The 21586-nt window shown below is 50.1% G+C and carries 20 protein-coding genes; 17 read left to right on the forward strand and 3 right to left on the reverse strand.

The window, feature by feature from the left end; all coding sequences use genetic code 11:
* Positions 1 to 169 precede the first annotated feature (169 nt).
* The gene (locus DWZ40_RS15360) at positions 170 to 718 is read left to right on the forward strand and encodes an acyl-CoA dehydrogenase (RefSeq protein ID WP_243035356.1); all 549 of its coding nucleotides are present in this window, start codon (positions 170 to 172) and stop codon (positions 716 to 718) included.
* Positions 719 to 726: 8 nt separating this feature from the next.
* Here the strand turns inward: DWZ40_RS15360 and DWZ40_RS15365 are convergent, their stop codons facing one another.
* Positions 727 to 1488 (reverse strand): LysR family transcriptional regulator, encoded by a 762-nt coding sequence (locus tag DWZ40_RS15365; protein ID WP_118543774.1) that lies wholly within the window; start codon positions 1486 to 1488, stop codon positions 727 to 729.
* A 170-nt stretch (positions 1489 to 1658) separates the two neighbouring features.
* On the opposite strand from DWZ40_RS15365, the gene DWZ40_RS15370 reads away from it, so the two are divergent.
* Complete coding sequence (locus DWZ40_RS15370; protein WP_118543775.1) at positions 1659 to 2663, forward strand: MBL fold metallo-hydrolase; 1005 nt, start codon at positions 1659 to 1661, stop codon at positions 2661 to 2663.
* A gap of 53 nt (positions 2664 to 2716) precedes the next feature.
* On the opposite strand, the gene DWZ40_RS15375 is transcribed toward DWZ40_RS15370, so the two are convergent.
* Positions 2717 to 3478, reverse strand: a complete 762-nt coding sequence (locus DWZ40_RS15375) for an ATP-binding cassette domain-containing protein (RefSeq protein WP_118543776.1) — start codon at positions 3476 to 3478, stop codon at positions 2717 to 2719.
* 295 nt (positions 3479 to 3773) lie between these two features.
* On the opposite strand from DWZ40_RS15375, the gene rimP reads away from it, so the two are divergent.
* The 9 genes from rimP (at position 3774) to DWZ40_RS15420 (ending at position 12485) form a co-directional block, all read left to right on the forward strand.
* Positions 3774 to 4238, forward strand: coding sequence for a ribosome maturation factor RimP (gene rimP, locus DWZ40_RS15380; RefSeq protein WP_118543777.1), 465 nt, complete (start codon positions 3774 to 3776; stop codon positions 4236 to 4238).
* 27 nt (positions 4239 to 4265) lie between these two features.
* Positions 4266 to 5420 carry a transcription termination factor NusA gene (gene nusA / locus DWZ40_RS15385; protein ID WP_118543778.1) on the forward strand — a complete coding sequence of 385 codons (1155 nt, stop codon included), beginning with the start codon at positions 4266 to 4268 and terminating at the stop codon, positions 5418 to 5420.
* An 89-nt stretch (positions 5421 to 5509) separates the two neighbouring features.
* Positions 5510 to 5779, forward strand: coding sequence for a YlxR family protein (locus DWZ40_RS15390; protein WP_118531989.1), 270 nt, complete (start codon positions 5510 to 5512; stop codon positions 5777 to 5779).
* Complete coding sequence (locus tag DWZ40_RS15395) at positions 5772 to 6107, forward strand: ribosomal L7Ae/L30e/S12e/Gadd45 family protein (RefSeq protein ID WP_118543779.1); 336 nt, start codon at positions 5772 to 5774, stop codon at positions 6105 to 6107. The genes DWZ40_RS15390 and DWZ40_RS15395 overlap by 8 nt, the downstream gene beginning before the upstream one ends.
* Positions 6094 to 8982 carry a translation initiation factor IF-2 gene (infB, locus tag DWZ40_RS15400; protein ID WP_118543780.1) on the forward strand — a complete coding sequence of 963 codons (2889 nt, stop codon included), beginning with the start codon at positions 6094 to 6096 and terminating at the stop codon, positions 8980 to 8982. Before DWZ40_RS15395 ends, infB begins: the two co-directional genes overlap by 14 nt.
* A gap of 133 nt (positions 8983 to 9115) precedes the next feature.
* Positions 9116 to 9481 carry a 30S ribosome-binding factor RbfA gene (gene rbfA / locus DWZ40_RS15405; protein ID WP_118531946.1) on the forward strand — a complete coding sequence of 122 codons (366 nt, stop codon included), beginning with the start codon at positions 9116 to 9118 and terminating at the stop codon, positions 9479 to 9481.
* 15 nt (positions 9482 to 9496) lie between these two features.
* Complete coding sequence (locus tag DWZ40_RS15410) at positions 9497 to 10465, forward strand: bifunctional oligoribonuclease/PAP phosphatase NrnA (RefSeq protein WP_118543781.1); 969 nt, start codon at positions 9497 to 9499, stop codon at positions 10463 to 10465.
* Positions 10465 to 11529: a tRNA pseudouridine(55) synthase TruB gene (truB, locus tag DWZ40_RS15415; protein ID WP_118543782.1), complete on the forward strand. Its 1065-nt coding sequence runs from the start codon at positions 10465 to 10467 to the stop codon at positions 11527 to 11529. Before DWZ40_RS15410 ends, truB begins: the two co-directional genes overlap by 1 nt.
* A gap of 2 nt (positions 11530 to 11531) precedes the next feature.
* The gene (locus DWZ40_RS15420; protein ID WP_118543783.1) at positions 11532 to 12485 is read left to right on the forward strand and encodes a bifunctional riboflavin kinase/FAD synthetase; all 954 of its coding nucleotides are present in this window, start codon (positions 11532 to 11534) and stop codon (positions 12483 to 12485) included.
* Between the two features lie 70 nt (positions 12486 to 12555).
* Here DWZ40_RS15420 and DWZ40_RS15425 read toward each other — a convergent pair whose 3' ends face one another.
* Complete coding sequence (locus DWZ40_RS15425) at positions 12556 to 14034, reverse strand: DUF1846 domain-containing protein (protein ID WP_118543784.1); 1479 nt, start codon at positions 14032 to 14034, stop codon at positions 12556 to 12558.
* A 231-nt stretch (positions 14035 to 14265) separates the two neighbouring features.
* Here DWZ40_RS15425 and DWZ40_RS15430 point away from each other — a divergent pair, with 231 nt between their 5' ends.
* The 6 genes from DWZ40_RS15430 to rapZ all read left to right on the forward strand — a co-directional run bounded on the left by DWZ40_RS15430 (position 14266) and on the right by rapZ (position 21579).
* The gene (locus DWZ40_RS15430) at positions 14266 to 15834 is read left to right on the forward strand and encodes a putative glycoside hydrolase (protein WP_118543785.1); all 1569 of its coding nucleotides are present in this window, start codon (positions 14266 to 14268) and stop codon (positions 15832 to 15834) included.
* Positions 15835 to 16008: 174 nt separating this feature from the next.
* The gene (locus DWZ40_RS20145; protein WP_243035357.1) at positions 16009 to 16653 is read left to right on the forward strand and encodes a DUF1653 domain-containing protein; all 645 of its coding nucleotides are present in this window, start codon (positions 16009 to 16011) and stop codon (positions 16651 to 16653) included.
* A gap of 84 nt (positions 16654 to 16737) precedes the next feature.
* Positions 16738 to 18648, forward strand: coding sequence for an excinuclease ABC subunit UvrC (uvrC, locus tag DWZ40_RS15440; RefSeq protein ID WP_118543786.1), 1911 nt, complete (start codon positions 16738 to 16740; stop codon positions 18646 to 18648).
* A gap of 127 nt (positions 18649 to 18775) precedes the next feature.
* The gene (gene hprK, locus DWZ40_RS15445) at positions 18776 to 19699 is read left to right on the forward strand and encodes an HPr(Ser) kinase/phosphatase (RefSeq protein WP_118543787.1); all 924 of its coding nucleotides are present in this window, start codon (positions 18776 to 18778) and stop codon (positions 19697 to 19699) included.
* A gap of 101 nt (positions 19700 to 19800) precedes the next feature.
* On the forward strand, positions 19801 to 20709 hold the full coding sequence (gene murB / locus DWZ40_RS15450; RefSeq protein ID WP_118543788.1) for a UDP-N-acetylmuramate dehydrogenase: 909 nt from the start codon (positions 19801 to 19803) through the stop codon (positions 20707 to 20709).
* Between the two features lie 12 nt (positions 20710 to 20721).
* Positions 20722 to 21579, forward strand: a complete 858-nt coding sequence (gene rapZ, locus DWZ40_RS15455; protein ID WP_118543789.1) for an RNase adapter RapZ — start codon at positions 20722 to 20724, stop codon at positions 21577 to 21579.
* Positions 21580 to 21586 lie beyond the last annotated feature (7 nt).

Genomic DNA, 21586 nt, shown 5'->3' on the forward strand with positions numbered 1-21586 from the left:
AAAAGAATTGACAGGGGATAATCATTCATGCGTTTGTCGTGGGATACAGCCGATTGGATATTTCGACGGGTCCACGTTATAATAGCATCATCAAGATTGTTAAAGAAATCGCAACATAAAACAAAAATACAACAATCAAAATGATCAACGCAAATAAGGAGGATATCACATGAGCAAGTTAACAAAGGAAGAGTTCTCCAGAGGACCGGGTGGAATGAGAATGCATCTGCACTATGCAATGGACTTAAACTGGAGAATCCTGGATGATTACGGCAGTCTGGAACTGAAGGCAGAGTATATGTCAAAATTCCAGAATAAGGAAGCATTTACCTGCTTCGCACTGACAGAGGCAACCGGCGGTACCGGAGCTGATTTACATACCATGGCAGTGAAGGATGGCGACAGCTATGTATTAAACGGTGAGAAGACCCTGATCTCCCACACGGACTGCTGCGAATTCGCATATGTCATTGCTGTAACCAATCCGGATTCTGATAAGGACGACAGACTTTCCGCCTTCTTCGTACCAATGGATGCACCGGGATTTGAAGTCATCAACATGCCGCATATGATGGGCTGCCGTGGTGCAGGTCATGGAGAACTGAAATTCACCAACTGTCGCATCGACAAGAAATATCTGTTAGGACGTGAGGGACAGGGACTTGAGATTGCAGTCAGCCTGCGTACCGGTCTGACTGCTATAAAAACTGGTTTCTGAATCAGGCGTCAGGCAGTGCTGGCTGGAGATTCCGGAGGCAGATTTAAGCAGCGCGCAACCATGAAGTTTGCAAAAGCCTCCACGGCTGCAGTGATGAAATTTTTCTTGCTGTACACCATGTAAAGCAGGCGGGTGTCTTTGGGAACATCCGTTAAGTGGATCTTTTTCAGATTGTCAAACTGTTTTAAAAACGGAGTATCTGCCACAATGGCAGCTTTGGAAGAGCGGTTGATCTGCCCGGCAATGGAGATCTCGTCGTCATAACAGTAGGAGGCTTCCATGTCTTTCCTGTTCAGAATTTTCCGGATGGTTTTTCCGATGGGAATGGTGTCACGGTAAGTGAAAAGTGTGTACTTTTTTAAAGCGGTCAGTTCGATCGAATCAAAGGAAGCCAGGGGGGCATTTCGGACGATCATAATCAGTTCCTGATAGGTGATGGGAACAAAAACAAGGTCGTCCCGGTTCTCTACCATAGAGCAGAAGCCAACATCGATGGTTCCGGTTACAGAATCGGATTTTTCTTTTATGATGGCAATGCCGTGTTCCAGGATTCCCAGTGCCTGGTTCACGTACTGATAAAATTCCTGCCCGTATTTGGTAAGCTGGATTCCGCGCCCTTTTTTCTGGAACAAAGAAACAGAAAACTCGTGTTCCAGGGAAGCAATGGAATCACTGAGGCTTGGCTGTGTGATATAAAGTGCTTTGGCTGCTTCTGTGTAATGCTGGACTTCAGCCAGTTTTCGAAAGTAATATAGCTGTTGTAAATTCATAACCGTTCTCCTTTGTAATCATAGTTTTATTATAAAGAATGAGAGAAAAAAAGCCAGAAAAATACGCTTGAAATGTTAAAAAAATATCAGAAAGAGGGCGGTGAGGATTTGACAATTTTAACGAAATTCTCTACAATAATAGATAAGCGTCAGGACACAGGAGGGATATCATGAGAGAAATTAAAAAGAACATTTTTCTCGAAACCATTCCATACGAGGATCACCACAGAAGTCCGCGGAATCTTTACATCATCCGTGGGGAGGAACGCAGTCTGATGGTCGATACCTCCAACAATACTGAGCGGGACTGGACGATTTTAAAAGGCATGGTCGATGCGCTCGGAATTGATTATAAAAAGCTGGACATCTTCATCACCCATGAGCATCCGGATCATACGGGGCTTGTCCCGAAGCTGCAGGAGCTTGGTGCCAGGGCATTTATGAATCCGGACGAGACAAGAAAACGGGTCGACCTTTTACACAGCTACCTGGCAGATGAACAGGCCCGGATCGAAAATCTCCGGATCGTAGGAGTCACGAAAGAAGAAACTCCCGAAGTATATGATACTTTTATGGAATATACAACAAAAGCGTATGCATCAGTCAAAGCACCGCTGGAACTTTCGTTTCTCCCGATTCACCCGGGAGAGACGCTTTCTTATGGAGGCTACTGCTTTGAAGTCGTGCTGTTAAAAGGACATACCTTTGGGCAGTGCGGACTTTATGAACCTGAGAAAAAGCTGATGTTCGTAGGGGACCAGATCATGACGACCATTGTTCCGATCGTGGGGACCCAGGAGACGGATCTGGGCATGTTAAAATGCTATATGGATTCTCTTGGTGAGTTGAAACACAAGTACAAAGACTGTTACTTCCTTCCCTGTCATTACGGCGAGATTAAGGATGTTGAGAAGGAAGTGAACCGCATTATCTTTGGCTATTTGGACAAGTGTGAGATCATGAAGCATGTTCTGGAAGAGGCGGGGAAACCACTGACAACCCGTGATATCGGGGTGCGGACTTATGGAAGAAGCCAGGGACCGCCGGATTATGCGCACTTTGCTTCCTGTACCCAGATCTGGGCAAAGACATTCTCCTGTATGGAGTATATGATGGGAGAAGGCTTCATCGAACGGTCGGAGCGCGACGGCATCCTGTACTGGAAAGCAATCTGACTGCCTGGGACCATGATATGACTGAAAAAACGCCAGGCAAAGAAGCGGCATGATCAGGACTGGAGCTCTTTCCATACCTGATTGAAATAGCCGGAAAATTCTGGCGCGTTCCTGCGTTTTAAGGGACTGTCATACTGAGGATCAAAGGACAAAGAAATCTCTGCTTTGATTCTCCCGGGGCGTTCGGAAAGAACCAGCACACGGTCTGCAGTGCTGATGGCTTCTGCCAGATCATGGGTGATCAGAATGGCGGTTTTGTGCGTTTCTCTTATAATAGAAGCAATGTCATCGCATACGGCAAGTCTTGTCTGGTAGTCTAAGGCAGAGAACGGCTCATCTAAAAGCAGCAGGTCTGGTTTTAAGATCAGGGTGCGGATGAGGGCAGCGCGCTGACGCATGCCGCCGGAAAGTTCAGAAGGCTTTGCGTGCGCAAACGAGGCAAGCCCATAGCTTTCCAGCATTTCATCCAGTTCCCGGAGCGTTTCCTGATTTTTCTGATGGCGGATCTCAAGCCCAAGTGCGGCATTTTCCCGCACGCTCCGCCATTCAAACAGATGATCTCGCTGGAGCATATATCCGATGCCGGCACGTGCTTCTTTCAGAGGCGTATTTTCTATATAAATAGAACCTTCTTCCGGGGTAAGCAGACCGGAAAGAAGAGAAAGCAGCGTCGACTTGCCGCAGCCGGACGGGCCGACGATCGCGAGAAATTCGCCGGAACTTACGGTAAAAGAAATGTTGGACAGGGCGGGAGTGGCTCCTTTTGGGGAATGGTAGGAATAGCTGATTCCGCAGGCTTTTAAAATGGGTTCCATAGCCGGTCCTCCTTATGCTTATAGTTTATAATATGAAGAAAATAGATTACGGTTCCTGGAAGATTCGCAGGGATACAGGAATGAACTCCGGATGATTTTTGGATAATATTTTCCATAACATCGGTACAAACCCCTTGCATTTCCGAAAAACAGGTGCTATAATATCGATGATAACATGATAATCTGACAGTCTGAGAGTGGGCATACGTCCACTCTCAATTTTTTGCCAGAGCGCGACGTGGAGTGGTGTTACTGTACACGTGCGCGTATACAGTAACGAAGAGAGGTGACAATCATGACAAGAAGAGAAGAATACGAATCCAAAACAGAAGCATTTCTGCTTCCGGTTCTTGCAGAGCACAACTTTGAACTCTGGGATGTGGAATATGTAAAAGAGGCCGGTACCTGGTACCTGCGCGCCTACATTGACAAAGAGGGCGGCATTGCGGTAGATGACTGTGAGGTCATCAGCCGTATTTTGAGTGACTGGCTTGACCAGACCGATTTCATCGAGGACAGCTACATTCTGGAGGTCAGCTCCCCGGGACTTGGTCGTCCGCTGAAGAAGGAGCGTGACTTTGAGCGCAGCCTTGGCGAGGAAGTAGAAATCCGTCTTTATAAGGCCCAGAATAAGCAGAAAGAATTTACCGGGATCTTAAAAGCATACGATAAAGAAACTGTGACGATCGAAACGGCAGAGGGCGAACTGGTATTTGAGCGTCCGGACATTGCGCTGATCCGGCTGGCGTTTGATTTTTAAACAGAAGGATTTTAGGAGGATAAAACCATGAATAAGGAATTAATCGAGGCATTAAACCTGCTGGAAAAGGAAAAAAATATCAGCAAGGCTACCCTGCTTGAAGCAATCGAGAACTCTCTGCTGACTGCCTGCAAGAACCATTTCGGCAAAGCAGATAACATCAAAGTAAACATTAACCCGGAGACCGGTGACTTCTCTGTATACGCAGAGAAAGAGGTTGTGGAAGAGGTAGAGGATCCGTTAACCCAGATCAGCTACGCAGAAGCAAGACTGAAAAACCCGAAGTTCTTCTTGGGCGATATCATCAACTGCCCGATCGAGTCTAAGTCTTTCGGCCGTATCGCTACCCAGAACGCAAAGAACGTAATCCTGCAGAAGATCCGCGAGGAAGAGCGCAGCATGCAGTTCAACGAGTGGTACCAGAAAGAAAAAGATGTGGTAACCGGTATCGTGCAGCGTTACCTTGGTAAGAACGTCAGCATCAACTTAGGTAAGGTTGACGCAATCTTAAATGAGGCTGAGCAGGTAAAGGGCGAGGTATTTAAGCCGACCGAGCGTATTAAAGTGTATGTCCTGGAAGTTAAGGACACCCCGAAGGGACCACGTATCTCCGTATCCCGTACTCATCCGGACCTGGTAAAGCGTTTGTTCGAGGAAGAGGTTACCGAGGTAAAAGACGGCACCGTTGAGATCAAGGCCATCGCCCGTGAGGCAGGTTCCAGAACCAAGATCGCGGTATGCTCCAATGACCCGAACGTAGATCCGGTTGGCGCATGTGTCGGCATGAATGGTGCCCGTGTCAACTCCATCGTAAACGAGCTGCGCGGTGAGAAAATCGATATCATCACCTGGGATGAGAACCCGGCATTCATGATCGAGAATGCACTTAGCCCGGCAAAGGTCATCTGCGTCGTTGCAGACGAAGAGAGCAAAGAGGCACAGGTTATTGTTCCGGATTACCAGCTTTCCCTGGCAATCGGTAAAGAGGGACAGAACGCAAGACTGGCAGCACGTCTGACCGGTTACAAGATCGATATCAAGAGCGAGACTCAGGCAAGAGAGCTGGGCCTGTTCGAGGAAATGGGAATCGACTATCAGGAAGAGGGTGTCTATGACAACCTGGATGCTGATTTCGAAGTATCCGCTACCGATGATTATTCAGAGAACAAAGAAGAGTTCTAAACGCAAAAACAGACTGGGCGTGTAACGGAAAGTTACCGGACAGTTACCTGTAAGACTGGAACAAGATTGGAATAGGAAGTGAGCAATTGGTGAATGCGAAGAAATTTCCGCAGAGACAGTGTATCGGCTGCGGCGAAATGAAAAACAAAAAAGAAATGATCCGTATACTGAAGACACCGGAAGGGGAATTCGTAGTCGATGCGACCGGACGAAAAAACGGGCGCGGCGCTTACATCTGCCCGTCTATGGACTGCTTCAAAAAAGCAGTAAAGGGAAAAGGGCTGGAGCGTTCTTTCAAGATGGCAATTCCAAAAGAGGTGTACGAGACACTGGAAAAGGAGATGGAACAGCTTGGATAACAGACAGAAAATCCTGAACCTGATCGGACTGGCAACCAAGGCCGGAAAGACTGCAAGCGGAGAATTCTCTACGGAGAAAGCCGTAAAGAGCGGAAAAGCCCACCTGGTCATTGTATCAGAGGAGGCTTCCGACAACACGAAAAAAATGTTTACCAATATGTGTACTTACTATAAAGTTCCCATCTTATTTTTAGGCGGAAAAGAGGAACTTGGGCATTCCATGGGCAAGCAGATGCGTGCATCGCTGGCTGTTGTGGATGCAGGACTGGCAAAGGCAATCGTGAAACAAATGAATACAATCGGAGGTAGTGAGTATGAGAGTAAGTGAACTGGCAAAAGAGCTGGGAAAAACCAGCAAAGATGTATTAGATGTGTTACAGAAGAATCATCAGGATGTAACATCCCATTCATCCAATGTAAGTGATGCACAGGTTGGAATGGTAAAGAAAGCTCTGGGCGCTTCTGAGCAGAAAGCAGCAGAAGGCGCAGCACCGAAGAAAAAGCTGGCAGCGGTATATCGTCCGCAGAATTCCCAGCAGAGACCGGCGCAGCCAAAGCAGGCAGCACGCCCGCAGGCACAGAGCGCATCTGCACCGGCGCAGCAGGCATCTGCTCCGCAGACAAACAGACCAGCAGAGACAGCAGCGCAGCAGGCAAGACCGGCACAGACCGCAGAAAACCGCGATAACAACCGTCAGGGCGGCTTTAACGGAAACCGTGATAACAACCGTCAGGGCGGCTTTAATGGAAACCGCGACAACAACCGTCAGGGCGGCTTTAACGGAAACCGTGACAACAACCGTCAGGGAGGTTTTAGCGGAAACCGCGACAACAACCGTCAGGGCGGCTTTAACGGAAACCGTGATAATAACCGTCAGGGCGGCTTTAACGGAAATCGCGACAACAACCGCCAGGGTGGATTTGGCGGAAACCGTGACAACAACCGCCAGGGTGGATTCAACCGTGATAACAACCGTCAGGGAGGTTTCGGCGGCAACCGTGAAGGCGGCGCAGGCCGTGATAACAACCGCCAGGGCGGCTTTAACGGAAACCGCGAAGGTGGCTTTAACCGTGATAATAACCGTCAGGGCGGCGGCTTCGGCGGAAACAGAGATAATCGTCAGGGCGGAGGCTTTGGAGGCAACAGAGATAACCGTCAGGGCGGCGGCTTTAGTGGAAACCGCGACAACCGCCAGGGCGGCGGCTTTGGCGGAAACCGTCAGGGCGGCGCAGGCAGACCGGGTCAGAGAGACGGCGGCTCTAAGAGCTACGATACCCCGATCCAGACCAAGCCGACCAACAACCGTCAGCAGACCAACAATGCGCATAAGAAAGATAAATACGATAAGACCAGAATGATGGAAGACGGACCAAGAAGCAAGAATGGCAAGGTTTCCAAGCATCCGTTCATCATGCCGCAGAAGCCGGTTGAGGAGAAGGTAGAGGAGACCGTAAAGGTAATCACCATTCCGGAGGTTCTGACCATCAAGGAACTGGCTGACAAGATGAAACTGCAGCCGTCCGCAATCGTTAAGAAGCTGTTCTTACAGGGCAAGATCGTAACCTTAAACTCCGAGATCGATTTCGAGCAGGCTGAGGAGATCGCAGTAGAGTACGATGTTCTCTGCGAGAAAGAGGAGAAGGTAGACGTGATCGCCGAGCTCTTAAAAGAGGACGAGGAGAACGAGGAAGACATGGTTTCCAGACCGCCGGTAGTCTGCGTTATGGGACACGTTGACCATGGTAAAACTTCCCTGCTTGATGCGATCCGTCAGACCAACGTTACCTCCCGCGAGGCAGGCGGTATCACCCAGCACATCGGTGCTTACACGGTAGATGTACGTGGACAGCAGATCACCTTCCTGGATACCCCGGGACATGAAGCATTCACCGCAATGCGTATGCGTGGTGCTCAGTCTACCGATATCGCGATCCTGGTTGTAGCAGCAGACGATGGCGTTATGCCGCAGACCGTTGAGGCAATCAACCATGCAAAAGCTGCAGGCGTTGACATCATTGTTGCGATCAACAAGATCGATAAACCGTCTGCAAACGTAGACCGCGTAAAGCAGGAGCTGGCTGAGTATGAGCTGATTCCGGAGGACTGGGGCGGAAATACCGTATTCGTACCGGTATCTGCACATACCAAGGAAGGTATTCCGGAACTTCTGGAGATGATCCTTCTGACTGCAGAGGTAAAAGAGTTAAAGGCAAACCCGAACCGCCGCGCAAGAGGTCTTGTCATCGAGGCTGAGCTGGATAAGGGCAAAGGACCGGTTGCTACCATTCTGGTACAGAAAGGTACCCTGCGTGTGGGCGATAACGTAACTGCAGGTCCGTGCTATGGTAAAGTCCGTGCAATGATGGACGATAAGGGCCGCAGAGTCAAAGAAGCTGGTCCGTCCATGCCGGTTGAGATCCTCGGCTTAAATGATGTTCCGGGTGCAGGCGACGTGCTGATGGCAACCGAGAACGAGAAAGAGGCAAGAAGCTACGCAGAGACCTTCATCTCTGAGAGCAAGAATAAATTACTGGCAGACACCAAGGCTAAGATTTCCCTGGATGATCTGTTCAGCCAGATCAAGGCTGGTAATGTGAAGGAACTGCCGATCATCGTAAAAGCAGATGTACAGGGTTCCGTAGAGGCAGTAAAACAGAGTCTTGTAAAACTGTCCAACGAGGAAGTTGTGGTCAAAGTCATCCATGGCGGCGTTGGTGCGATCAACGAGTCCGATGTATCCCTGGCATCCGCTTCCAACGCGATCATCATCGGATTTAACGTACGTCCGGATGCTACCGCGAAGTCCATTGCAGACCGCGAGAAGGTAGACCTGCGTCTGTACCGCGTCATCTACCAGGCAATCGAGGATGTCGAGGCCGCTATGAAGGGTATGCTTGATCCGGTATACGAGGAGCAGGTCATCGGTCACGCAGTTGTCCGCCAGACCTTCAAGGCATCCGGCGTTGGTACCATTGCAGGTGCTTATGTCATGGATGGTAAGTTCCAGAGAGGATGCTCCTGCCGCATTACCCGTGACGGCGAGCAGATCTTCGACGGTGCGCTTGCTTCCTTAAAGCGTTTCAAGGATGATGTCAAGGAAGTTGCAACCGGTTACGAGTGCGGTCTTGTATTCGAGAAGTTCAACGATATCAAGGAAGACGATATGGTAGAAGCTTACATGATGGTAGAGGTACCGCGCTAGGATTTTAGGATTTGAAAATTTCGTGGCTGTAGTGATATGTCAGGCAGTCATGGATCCCCGAAACTTAAGGAAGGAAGCACTGGCAGTTTTGCCCGGTGCTTCCTTTAAGAGTATTTAGAGAGGAAGAAAAATAATGCGTAAAAACAGCATCAAAAATACAAGAATCAACATGGAAGTGCAGAGAGAACTCAGTGAGATCATCCGCACCGAGATCAAAGATCCGCGTGTAAATGGTGCCATGACTTCTGTTGTGGCAGTAGAGGTTACGCCGGATTTAAAATATTGCAAGGCGTACATCAGCGTACTTGGCGACGAGGAGCGCGCGAAGGATGCCCTGACTGGCTTAAAGAGTGCGGTCGGCTACATCCGCAGAGAGCTGGCACACCGTGTCAACTTAAGAAATACCCCGGAGATCACTTTTGTTCTGGACCAGTCCATCGAGTATGGCGTGAACATGTCCAGACTGATCGACGAGGTCACCAAAGATTTAAAAGACTGAAAGGGGAGACAGTAAATGCAGGAACGCAAACTGATGGAAATGGTGGAAGCCGCAGGCACGATCGCCATTGTCGGTCATGTGAGACCGGACGGAGACTGTGTGGGCTCCTGCCTTGCTGTGTGCAACTATATTACAGAGCAGTATCCGGAAAAAACGGTGGATGTTTATCTGGAGACGCCTCCGGCGAAATTCTCTTATTTAAAACAGTTCGAGCGGATCAGTTCCGATTCCAATACCGGGAAACAGTATGAGCTTTGCATCTGCTTAGACAGCGGAGACCGGGAACGTCTCGGAAACAATGTGGTGTATCTGGATACCGCAAAGACCAGCATCTGCCTGGATCACCATATCACCAACAAAGGCTATGCGGCAAAGAACTTTGTAAATGCCAATGCCAGTGCCACCTGCGAATTTTTGTATGATTTTCTGGATGAAGAAAAGATCAGCAAAGAAGTGGCAGAGTGTATCTATACCGGCATCATCCACGATACCAACGTGTTTAAAAACAGCAATACCACCGCAAAGACCATGGAAGTAGCCGGAGCGATGATGGAAAAAGGCATTAACTTCTCCCAGATCATCGACGGCAGCTTTTATAAAAAGACCTATGTGCAGAACCAGATCATGGGACGCGCTGTGCTGGAGAGTGTACTGTTTTTGGACGGCAAATGTATTTTCAGTGTTGTGCGCAAGCAGGACATGGACTTCTACGGCGTGGAAGCATCGGACCTGGATGGCATTGTGGACCAGCTTCGTGTAACGGACGGTGTGGAAGTGGCAATCTTCCTTCATGAGACGGAGAACCATGTATACAAGGTAAGCATGCGTTCCAACAATTTCGTGAACGTCAGCAAGGTGGCTTCCTTCTTTGGAGGCGGCGGACATGTCCGCGCAGCTGGCTGCACCATGAGCGGAAGCGTGCACGATGTCATCAACAATCTTTCCGCACGGATTGAGAAGCAGATAAAGGAGCATGACGCCTAGTGGACGGAATCATCAATGTATACAAGGAAAAAGGCTTTACCTCCCACGATGTGGTAGCGAAGCTTCGCGGCATCCTGCGCATGAAAAAGATTGGGCACACTGGTACTTTGGACCCGGCAGCGGAAGGGGTACTTCCGGTCTGTTTAGGCAAGGGCACCAGACTTTGCGATATGCTGACCGATAAGACCAAGACCTACCGCGCTGTGCTGCTTCTGGGACAGGAGACCGATACCCAGGACACCACAGGAACCGTTCTGGCAGAGTATCCGGTCGAGGTAACTGAAGAAGCCGTGCGGGAGGCGATCCTTAGCTTTCTCGGTGACTATATGCAGATCCCGCCGATGTACTCTGCCTTAAAGGTCAACGGAAAAAAACTTTACGAGCTGGCTCGTCAGGGCAAAGAAGTAGAGCGTCAGCCAAGACCGGTACAGATTCTGGATATCCAGATCGAGCAGGTGGATCTGCCGCGTGTGACATTTTCCGTGACCTGTTCCAAAGGAACCTACATCCGTACCCTGTGCTATGACATTGGAAGAAAACTGGGCTGTGGCGGCTGCATGGAATCTTTGCTCCGCACCCGCGTGGACCGCTTTAGGCTGGAAGATAGCCTGACCCTGTCCCAGATTGAGAAACTTCGGGATGAAGGACGCGTAGAAGAATACGTGGTTCCGGTAGAAGGTGTATTCCTGGGACTTCCGGCGCTGGTGACAAAAGCAGGAGAAGGGGACAAGCTGGTACATAATGGGAATCCGTTTACGGAGGAGGTAGCAGAAGTGGAAAATGAGGCAGGGCAGAAACAGACGGAACTGCTCTCTGCTTCCCAAAACCGGACTGCATTGCCGAAAACAGAAGCTGCTCTGCCAGAAAACGAAGTGGTGCAGAACAGTATGGCCGCAGAATTATCTGGAAGATCTGAAAACGAACGTGATTTGGCTTCATCTATTGCAGACCGCTTTGACGGCGTCCGCGTCTATGACAGCGAGCACCATTTTATCGGCATCTACCGTTACAGCGAAGAAAAACGGCGTTATCAGCCACAGAAAATATTTCTTGGGGGAAACTAGTTATGAAGGTAATTACCGGGACCAGGGAGTTTTGTATCGAGGAACCAACCGTGGTAACCATTGGAAAATTTGACGGGCGGCATCAGGGACACCAGAAGCTGTTAAAAGAGATGCTGCGCTTAAAAGCAAGCCGCGGATGGAAAACAGCAGTTTTTACCTTTGACATGGCACCGCTTGGTGTTGTGGAAGGAAAGCGGGCGACGGTTATTACCACCAACGAGGAACGCCGCAACAACATGCAGGCCATGGGTATGGACTATCTGGTGGAGTATCCCTTTAACCGGGAAGTGGCAGCCATGTCACCGGAACGCTTTGTCACGGATGTGCTGGTTGGACAGATGCACGCAAAGGCAGTGGTTGCCGGACCAGACTGCAGTTTTGGCTATAAAGGAGCCGGAAACGCGGAGCTCCTTCGCAAGATGGGACCAGAATACGGGTTTGAGACGATCATCATCGAGAAAAAGCAGGACGAGCACCGTGACATCAGCAGTACCTATGTCCGGGAAGAACTGGACCGCGGCAACATCGAAAAAGCCAATGAGCTTTTGGGCGAGCCCTATGCGATCCACGGAACCGTGGTACATGGTAACCATATCGGCGGCGATGTCCTGGGATTTCCGACCGCAAACATCCTTCCGCCGCCAGAGAAGCATCTGCCGCCGTTTGGCGTGTATGTTTCCCGCGTGCTGATCGATGGAACGTTTTATGGCGGAGTCAGCAACATCGGCAGAAAACCTACGATCCAGGGCGAAAATCCGGTCGGGGTGGAAACCTATGTCATGGGACTGGATGAAAATCTGTACGGAAAAAAGATTCAGGTCCAGCTTTTGAGTTTTGAGCGGCCGGAGCAGAAGTTTGATTCTCTGGAGGCACTCAAAGAACGGATCGGGAAAGATAAAGAGTATGCAGCTGCGTATGTGGCTGCGCATCCGGAACTGTTTGGAATAAAAGCATAATAGAGCGAAAAAGGAGGCATCCCTGTTTTGGGAATGCCTCCTTTTTCGTAAGGTAATGGTCAATCAAAAATTAATGATACAGCCGGTTGTTTTCGTAAATTGGCTCAGAAGTGAGGTTCAGACCCAGCTTCTTGAAGGTATTGGTATCAACAGAGGAAAGCATAACAGAGGTGTGAAGCTCGCATCCTCTTAATTTCGGAAGCTGCTCTAACGCAAGTTTTGCGTTCGGATCGGTTGCAGCGCACATGGAGAGGGCGATCAGCACCTCGTCGGTGTGCAGGCGCGGGTTTTTGCTTCCAAGGTATCCGGTCTTTAATCCCTGGATCGGCTCAATGAAGGTCGGGGAGATTAAGTGGATATCGTCGGAAATGCCGCCAAGCTCTTTGACTGCGTTTAACAGGACTGCTGCGGATGCTCCAAGCAGGGCAGTGGTTTTTCCGGTTACGATCTTTCCGTCCGGAAGTTCCATGGCTGCAGTCGGTGCGTTGGTCTCTTTGGCGAGGTTCACAGCAACCGGAACAACACTTCTCATGTCGGTCGTGATCTTGGCCTGCTTCATAAGAAGCTCGATCTTGTAAACCTCATCCTTGCTGCCCTTGTCTTTTGCCACACGGTTTAACGCCTGGTAGTAACGGCGGATGATCTCCTGACGGGATGCTTCCTGGCACGCTTCGTCATCGATGATGCAGTTTCCGGCCATGTTGACGCCCATGTCGGTCGGGGATTTGTACGGGCAATAGCCGTAGATGCCCTCGAACATGGCAGCCAGAACCGGGTAGATCTCGACGTCACGGTTGTAGTTCACGGTAGTCACGCCGTAAGCCTCTAAGTGGAACGGGTCGATCATGTTGACATCGTTTAAGTCAGCGGTAGCGGCCTCATATGCTAGGTTGACCGGATGCTTTAACGGGATGTTCCAGATCGGGAAGGTCTCGAATTTTGCGTAGCCAGCCTTGATGCCGCGCTTGTTCTCATGGTAGAGCTGGGAGAGGCAGGTAGCCATTTTTCCGCTTCCAGGTCCCGGTGCGGTGATGATGACAAGCGGCTTGGTGGTTTCGATATAGTCGTTCTTTCCATAGCCCTCGTCGCTTACGATGTGGGCGATGTTGTTCGGGTATCCGTCGATCGGATAATGACGGTATACTTTGATGCCAAGATGCTCAAGCTTTGTCTTAAAGACATCTGCGGAAGGCTGTCCGGTGTAGCGGGTGATAACAACACTGCCGACATACAGACCCTTGTCGCGGTATTCCTGGATCAGACGGAGAACATCTGCATCGTAGGTGATGCCAAGGTCGTGGCGAATCTTGTTTTTCTCAATATCTGCGGCATTGATCGCGATGACGATCTCGGCCTGGTCCGCTAACTGCAGAAGCATTTTCAGCTTACTGTCCGGCGCAAAGCCCGGCAGGACGCGGGAAGCATGGTAGTCGTCAAACAGCTTGCCGCCAAACTCCAGATATAACTTGTCTCCGAACTGGCTGATCCGCTCGCGGATGTGTTCGGACTGCATCTTTAAGTACTTTTGATTGTCAAATCCAATTTTCATAGTAATAATACCCCTTTCCATGCGAGCTATTGTATCACATAAAATTCAGTTTTGCACCTGGATTTGTCAAAAAAATAGAATGTGTGATATAATCGGCTTATACTGTGGGTTTACGTTACTGTACGCGATAGAAATTTCCTGAATCAGTGGGCGCGCCGCTGGCGTCGCACTCATATCCAATGAAAATGAAAATTCCGTACAGAATTAGAATGCAGGAGAGGAATTAAGCGCATGAAAGGAAAACGAAGATGGCTTCTGGCCGGTCTGTTACTGTTTGTGTTTGCAATCACGGGATGCAGTTTTCTCCACAATGCTGAGAAAATTGCCACGGCACCTGATCCGATCGTGGTGGGGAACGATGCGCAGGATCAGACGGAAGCGGATACAGCAGCAGACAGAGCAGGGCAGAATGCAGAAGCCGAAGAACAAAAATTAATATCAGAAATTGAAATTGAATCCAGACCGCACCGGGATGCTATAAAGGCAAAGGGCATTTATATTTCCGCTTATGTGGCAGGAACTCCGGCCATGGTGGATAACCTCCTTCAGGAATTTGACAAGACCGAGGCCAACGCGCTGGTCATTGACTTTAAAGATGACTTTGGCCGTGTGGTGTGTGAGACGGAGTCTCCGCTCATAAACCAGCTTGGTTCGACGAAAGTTTATATTGAAGATATGGCTGGTCTGATGCAGAAACTGAAGGAACACCATATTTATACCATTGCGCGGATCCCGGCTTTCCGTGATGCGTGGCTTTCGGAGGCACAGCCAGACTGGTGCGTAAAAAAGTCCGATGGAAGCGTGTTTAAAGACCGTGATGATCATGCCTGGGTTAATCCTTACAAACAGGAAGCCTGGGATTATCTGACGGAGATTGCCCTGGAAGCGAAAAAACTGGGATTTGATGAGATCCAGTTCGATTATGTGCGTTTCTGTACGGAAAAAGGCATGCAGGACGCAGTCTTTGATGAGGAAGATACGAAGGGGCGCAGCCGGACAGATATCATTCTGGAGTTTATGGAATACGAGTACGAGAAGCTGAGCGCTGAGGGGCTGTTTGTGTCGGCAGATGTGTTTGGCGCGATCATCAACAGTGATGTCAATGCAGACTCCGTGGGACAGATTTACGGAGAGATGGCGAAACATCTGGACTATATCAGCCCCATGATCTATCCGTCGCATTATTCGGATGGAAACTATGGAATCGATCATCCGGATATGCGTCCGTACGATACCATCTGTGCGGCACTGACAGAGTCCAGAAAGGAATTGTACTTTGCCGGACTAAATGGAGACCATGTGGCAGAGGTCCGTCCGTGGCTTCAGGATTTTACGGCGAGCTGGCTGAAAAACCATATTCCGTACGGCGGGGAACAGGTGCGTGACCAGATCCGGGCAGTCTATGACTGCGGCTACAATGAGTGGCTTTTGTGGGATGCAGCATGCACTTACAACTGGGATGGACTCTTGACACCGGAAGCGGCAGAAGAGGAGCAGAAAACAATCGAAGCCTCCAGGGCTGAGCTCCCGGAAACAACCTATGCACCGGAAGAGACCGGACACGATGCCCTGACGGTGCCGACCGGGGCTGGTGTGCAAAGTGGAGAGGAAGCACAAGGTAGAAATCCTGCTTCGGATGGAAAAACCAGTGCAGCTGGGGGTGCTTCTTCTGGCAAAAAAGGAGAAAAGCTGGCTATCGGGGATTTCCCGGCGGCCCAGGCGCTTTCGGAAGCGTTGGAAACCGCAGAGGAGCCGGGAACTCCGCCGGAGACCGGCACGACACTTCCGCCGACCGTGTAACGGAAAAATGACAAAGGTTCACAGAATGTGATTTTCCAGACTAAAAAGTAAACAGATAGAAAATTCAGAAAAGTGAATGTGGAAAATAGTTGCCGGATGTAGGAATAACAAAAACAGAAGACAAAAAACAAAAGGCAGAAAAAAGAAGACAGAAAAAACAGGCAGGAATGAACGATGACAGAGCGAATTGTAAGACCGGGCGAATTTTACCGGCATTTTAAAAATAAACTGTACCAGATCGTGGCAGTGGCAAAACACTCAGAAACCGGTGAGCGCATGGTGGTTTACCAGGCGCTTTACGGGGACTTTGGGGTGTATGTGCGTCCCTACGACATGTTTACCAGTGAAGTGGATCATGAAAAGTACCCGCAAGTAAGCCAGAAGTGGCGGTTTGAGCGGGTAGAATTTGGTGTGCCGGAGAAACAAAACGCAGAAGCGTGCGAAACAGAGCAGAGTTTTGGAACCTGCGCGGAGCAGCGGGCGGCTCAGGCTTTCGGACAGAAATCCGCCGGATGGAATGCAGTGTTGCCAGAAACGCAGAAAAATACAGTGATGTCGGAAACAGATCAGAAAATTACGCAGCACTATGCTGACCGCACCCCGGATCCGGTATTCCTCCAGTTTCTGGATACGGAAGATTTTGACCTTCGCATGGAATGCTTAAAGCAGCTGGAAAACCGCATTACTCAGCAGGAATTAGACAGCATGTATCTGGTTCTGGATATGAAACCGGAGCGGGGATCCCTGCAGGAGCAGCTTTACGCGGTACGCCGCTTCCTCACCATGCAGAAGCGCTATGACGGCAGCAGACTGCGCTAAAATTTTTCGCAGGCACTGTTGACGTTTCAGCAGTCCCATGAAAATTTTGGCAGACAGTGCACGAGGAAGGACAGATAGAAAACCATGTTATTTGATATCGAAGAAGAATTGAAAAAGCTTCCGTCCCAGCCGGGTGTTTACATCATGCACGATGCGAAGGATGAGATCATCTATGTGGGTAAGGCCATCAGCTTAAAGAACCGGGTGCGCCAGTATTTCCAGAGCAGCCGGGGAAAAACGGCGAAGATCCAGCAGATGGTATCCCGCATTGCCCGGTTTGAATACATTGTGACGGATTCAGAGTTAGAGGCTCTGGTGCTGGAATGCAACCTGATCAAGGAGCATCAGCCCCGCTACAATACGATGCTAAAGGATGATAAGGCATATCCATACATCCGTGTGACGGTGGGGGAAGATTTTCCGCGGGTGCAGTTTGCGCGGACCATGAAAAAGGACAAGAGCCGGTACTTTGGCCCTTATACCAGTGCCGGAGCGGTAAAAGATACGATCGATCTGATCCACAAGCTTTATAAGGTGCGTACCTGCAATCGTTTTTTGCCGCGTGACATCGGCAAAGACCGACCCTGCTTAAATTATCACATCAAACAGTGCGATGCACCGTGCCAGGGGTATATCAGCAAAGAGGCGTATGCAGAGCATATCCGGCAGGTTCTGGAATTCTTAAATGGACATTATGACAATCTCTTAAAGCAGCTGGAACATCAGATGATGGATGCGGCTGAAAAGATGGAATACGAAAAGGCAGCAGAATACCGGGATCTCTTAGCCAGTGTCAAAAAGGTGGCACAGAAGCAGAAGATTACCAGCAGCAGTATGGAGGACCGGGACATCATCGCGCTGGCGATGAACGACACCGACGCAGTGGTTCAGGTATTCTTTGTGCGGGAAGGCAAGCTGATTGGCCGGGAACATTTTGGCATCCGCATCGGAGCGGAAAAGGAAAGCCGGCAGATTCTGACCAGCTTTGTGAAGCAGTTTTATGCCGGAACCCCGTTTTTACCGAAAGAACTCTGGGTGCAGCAGGAACTGGAAGACACGGAGGTGATCGAGCAGTGGCTCAGCACCAGAAAAGGACAGAAGGTTCACATTGTGGTGCCGAAGAAGGGAGAGAAGGAACGGTTGGTCGAACTGGCCCGGAAAAATGCTTCCATGGTACTGCGGCAGGATTTTGAGCGGAATCAGCGGGAGGAGATGCGCACCACGGGAGCCATGAACGAGGTGGCTTCCTGGCTTGGCCTTTCCGGTGTGCGCCGGATGGAGGCATTCGATATTTCCAATATTTCCGGCTACGAATCGGTTGGTTCCATGGTTGTGTATGAGGACGGCAAGCCAAAACGAAGCGATTACCGCAAATTCCGCATTAAAACCGTCATCGGGCCAAACGATTACGCTTCCATGCGGGAGGTGCTGATGCGGCGCTTTACCCATGGACTTGAGGAATTATCCCAGTTAAAGAAACGCGGCGTGGAGAAACAGTTCGGAAGCTTTACCCGTTTCCCGGACCTTCTGATGATGGATGGCGGCCGGGGCCAGGTCAATATTGCGGAAGAAGTGCTTGCGGAACTCGGACTTTCCATTCCAGTCTGCGGCATGGTAAAGGACGACAACCACCGCACCCGCGGACTCTATTACCAGAATGTGGAGATTCCGATTGACCGTCATTCGGAAGGATTCCGGCTCATCACCCGTATCCAGGATGAGGCACACCGCTTTGCCATTGAGTATCACCGCAGTCTGCGCAGCAAGAGTCAGGTGCGTTCGATCCTGGATGATATTCCGGGAATCGGCGATACCAGGCGTAAGGCACTGATGAAGCATTTCCAGTCTATTGAGGCGGTCCAGGCTGCCAGTGAGGAAGAACTCGCCCAGGTGCCCGGCATGAACCGGGCTGCGGCAGAGAGTGTTTACCGTTTCTTCCGGAAAAAGAAGGAGGATGTGCCGGTAGAGGTTCTAGAGGAGACTGGCAATACGTGACCGGTAATGACAAGTTACGGAAAATATGGTATGATAAAGCTATTCTGAAAAAGAAGAAAAACAGTGATAGACTGTGCCTGTTCGTCTGCGTGCGGACAGAAATACTAAGATAAAGGAGCGGGGCAATATGTACGGTGTAACGATTACAGAATTAATTGAAAAAATGAAAATGAGAAACGTACTTCCGGAGATTGATACAGACAAGGTGGTTTTAAGCCATCCAGATGTGAACCGTCCGGCACTGCAGCTGACCGGCTTTTTTGATCATTTTGACCGGGAACGTGTCCAGATCATCGGGTATGTGGAGCAGGCCTATATCAATACCCTGCCAAGAGAAGTAAGGGTAGAGCGATACGATAAACTTCTTTCCAGTGAAATTCCGTGTGTCGTCTACAGCCGTGGACAGGAACCGGACGAAGACATGCAGGATCTCTGCCTGCATTATCAGGTGCCGCTTATGGTATCGGATAAGAGTACTTCCGATCTTATGGCAGAAGTAATCCGCTGGCTGAAAGTAAAGCTGGCTCCGTGCATCAGTATTCACGGTGTTCTGGTCGATGTATTCGGCGAAGGCGTCCTGATCATGGGCGAAAGCGGCATCGGCAAGAGCGAGGCAGCGCTGGAACTGATCAAGCGCGGACACCGTCTGGTATCCGACGATGTGGTTGAGATCCGGAAAGTCAGCGATGCGACTCTGGTCGGCAGTGCACCGGATATCACCAAGCATTTCATTGAACTGCGCGGTATCGGAATCATCGATGTAAAATCCCTGTATGGTGTTGAAAGTGTTAAAGATACCCAGAACATTGATATGGTCATCAAGCTGGAAGACTGGGATAAAGATAAAGAATACGACCGGCTGGGACTGGAAGACCGTTATACCGAGTTTCTGGGCAATCAGGTGGTATGCCACAATATTCCGATCCGTCCGGGCAGAAATCTGGCGATCATCGTGGAGTCTGCTGCGGTTAACTACCGTCAGAAGAAGATGGGCTACAATGCAGCTCAGGAGCTTTACAACCGGGTGCAGGCAAATCTTGGCAACAAGTAAAAATAAAGATATATCATTCTGGGCTGCCGGAGACGCTTGCGAAAACAGCAGCCCTTGCGAGCATGAAACAGCAATCAAAAAATAAAGGCAGAAGGAACAACATGAAACAGGCAGCAGAAAGATTGAAACAGGCAGTAACGGCGGGAACATGTTTAACGAATGAGCCTATGAGCCGTCATACAACCTTCCGCACCGGAGGTCCGGCAGATATTTACATCGAACCGGCCAGTGCAGAAGAATTAAAACAGGTGCTTGCCATCTGTAAGGAAGAAAAGCTATCGTATTCCATTCTCGGAAACGGCAGCAACCTGCTGGTGGGCGATCTGGGCTACCGCGGGGTGCTGGTTTCCTTTGGAAAGCCATTTGGGCAGGTCACGGTGGAAGAAAATTTTGTGCGGGCAGGTGCCGGCGCACTGCTTTCTTATGTGGCAAAGCAGGCGTTGTCAGCTTCGCTAACCGGTTTTGAGTTTGCAGCCGGGATTCCGGGAACCATTGGCGGTGCCGTAGTTATGAATGCAGGTGCCTACGGTGGGGAACTGTGCCAGGTATTGAAAGAGGTGACCGTGCTGACGCCGGAAGGAGACGTTGTAACGCTTCCGGCAGAAAAACTGGAGCTCGGGTACCGCACCAGCTGCATCCAGAAAAAGGGTTACATTGTGCTGGAGGCAGTGCTCATGCTGCAGCCGGGAGATCCCGATGAGATCCGTGCCGTCATGGATGATCTGGCAGCGAAACGCCGGGAAAAACAGCCATTGGAATATCCAAGTGCGGGAAGTACTTTTAAGCGCCCGGAAGGCTATTTTGCAGGAAAACTGATCCAGGATGCCGGCCTTCGCGGATTTACGGTGGGTGGTGCCCAGGTATCGGAAAAGCACTGCGGTTTTGTCATTAACCGGGATCATGCCACATCTGCGGATATTCTTTCTCTTTGCAGACAGGTGCAGGAGAAGGTAAAAGAGCAGTTCGGGGTGGAACTGGAGCTGGAAGTGAAATTGCTTGGAGAATTTTAAGGGAGAGTACAGATGAGACTGGTAATCGTGACGGGAATGTCGGGAGCCGGGAAAACATCGGCTTTAAAAATGCTGGAGGATCTGGGATTCTACTGTGTAGATAATCTGCCGATCCCCCTGATGGAAGCGTTCGTGGAGCTTGTCATGCAAAAACCGGCGGCTCACGAGATGGTGGCGCTTGGTATTGATATCCGCAGCGGCGAAGAACTGCCGCAGCTGGAACAGGTTCTGGAAAACTGGAAACAGCAGCAGGTCCCGTATGAGATCCTGTTTCTGGACAGCAGTGATGCAACCCTGGTGAAGCGCTATAAAGAAACCAGAAGATCCCATCCGCTTGCGGGAAAGGGACGGGTAGACAGCGGAATCCGTCTGGAACGGGAAAAACTGGATTTTATAAAGCGCCAGGCGGATGTGATTTTAGATACCAGCAGTCTTTTGACCAGGGAGCTGCGCAAGGAACTGGAAAAAATATTTGTGCAGGATCGCAGATACCAGAATCTGTTTATCACGGTCTTGTCATTTGGATTTAAATATGGAATCCCAAGTGATGCGGACCTGGTATTCGATGTGCGCTTCCTTCCAAATCCGTATTATGTGGAGGCGCTGCGCAGCCATACCGGTCAGGAGGCAGAGGTACAGGCCTACGTGCGTCAGGGCGGCACGGCAGACCGATTCCTCTCCATGCTCTATGAAATGCTGGATTTCTTAATTCCGAATTACGTGCAGGAAGGCAAAAACCAGCTGGTCATTGCCATTGGCTGTACTGGAGGAAAGCACCGGTCGGTTACGGTTGCCAATGCCCTGTACCAGCATTTGAGCGGATTTGAGGAATACGGGCTGAAGATCGAACACCGGGACATCGAAAAGTAGCAATACC

Source organism: Clostridium sp. AF32-12BH, assembly GCF_003477935.1.
Lineage (GTDB): Bacteria > Bacillota > Clostridia > Lachnospirales > Lachnospiraceae > Brotaphodocola.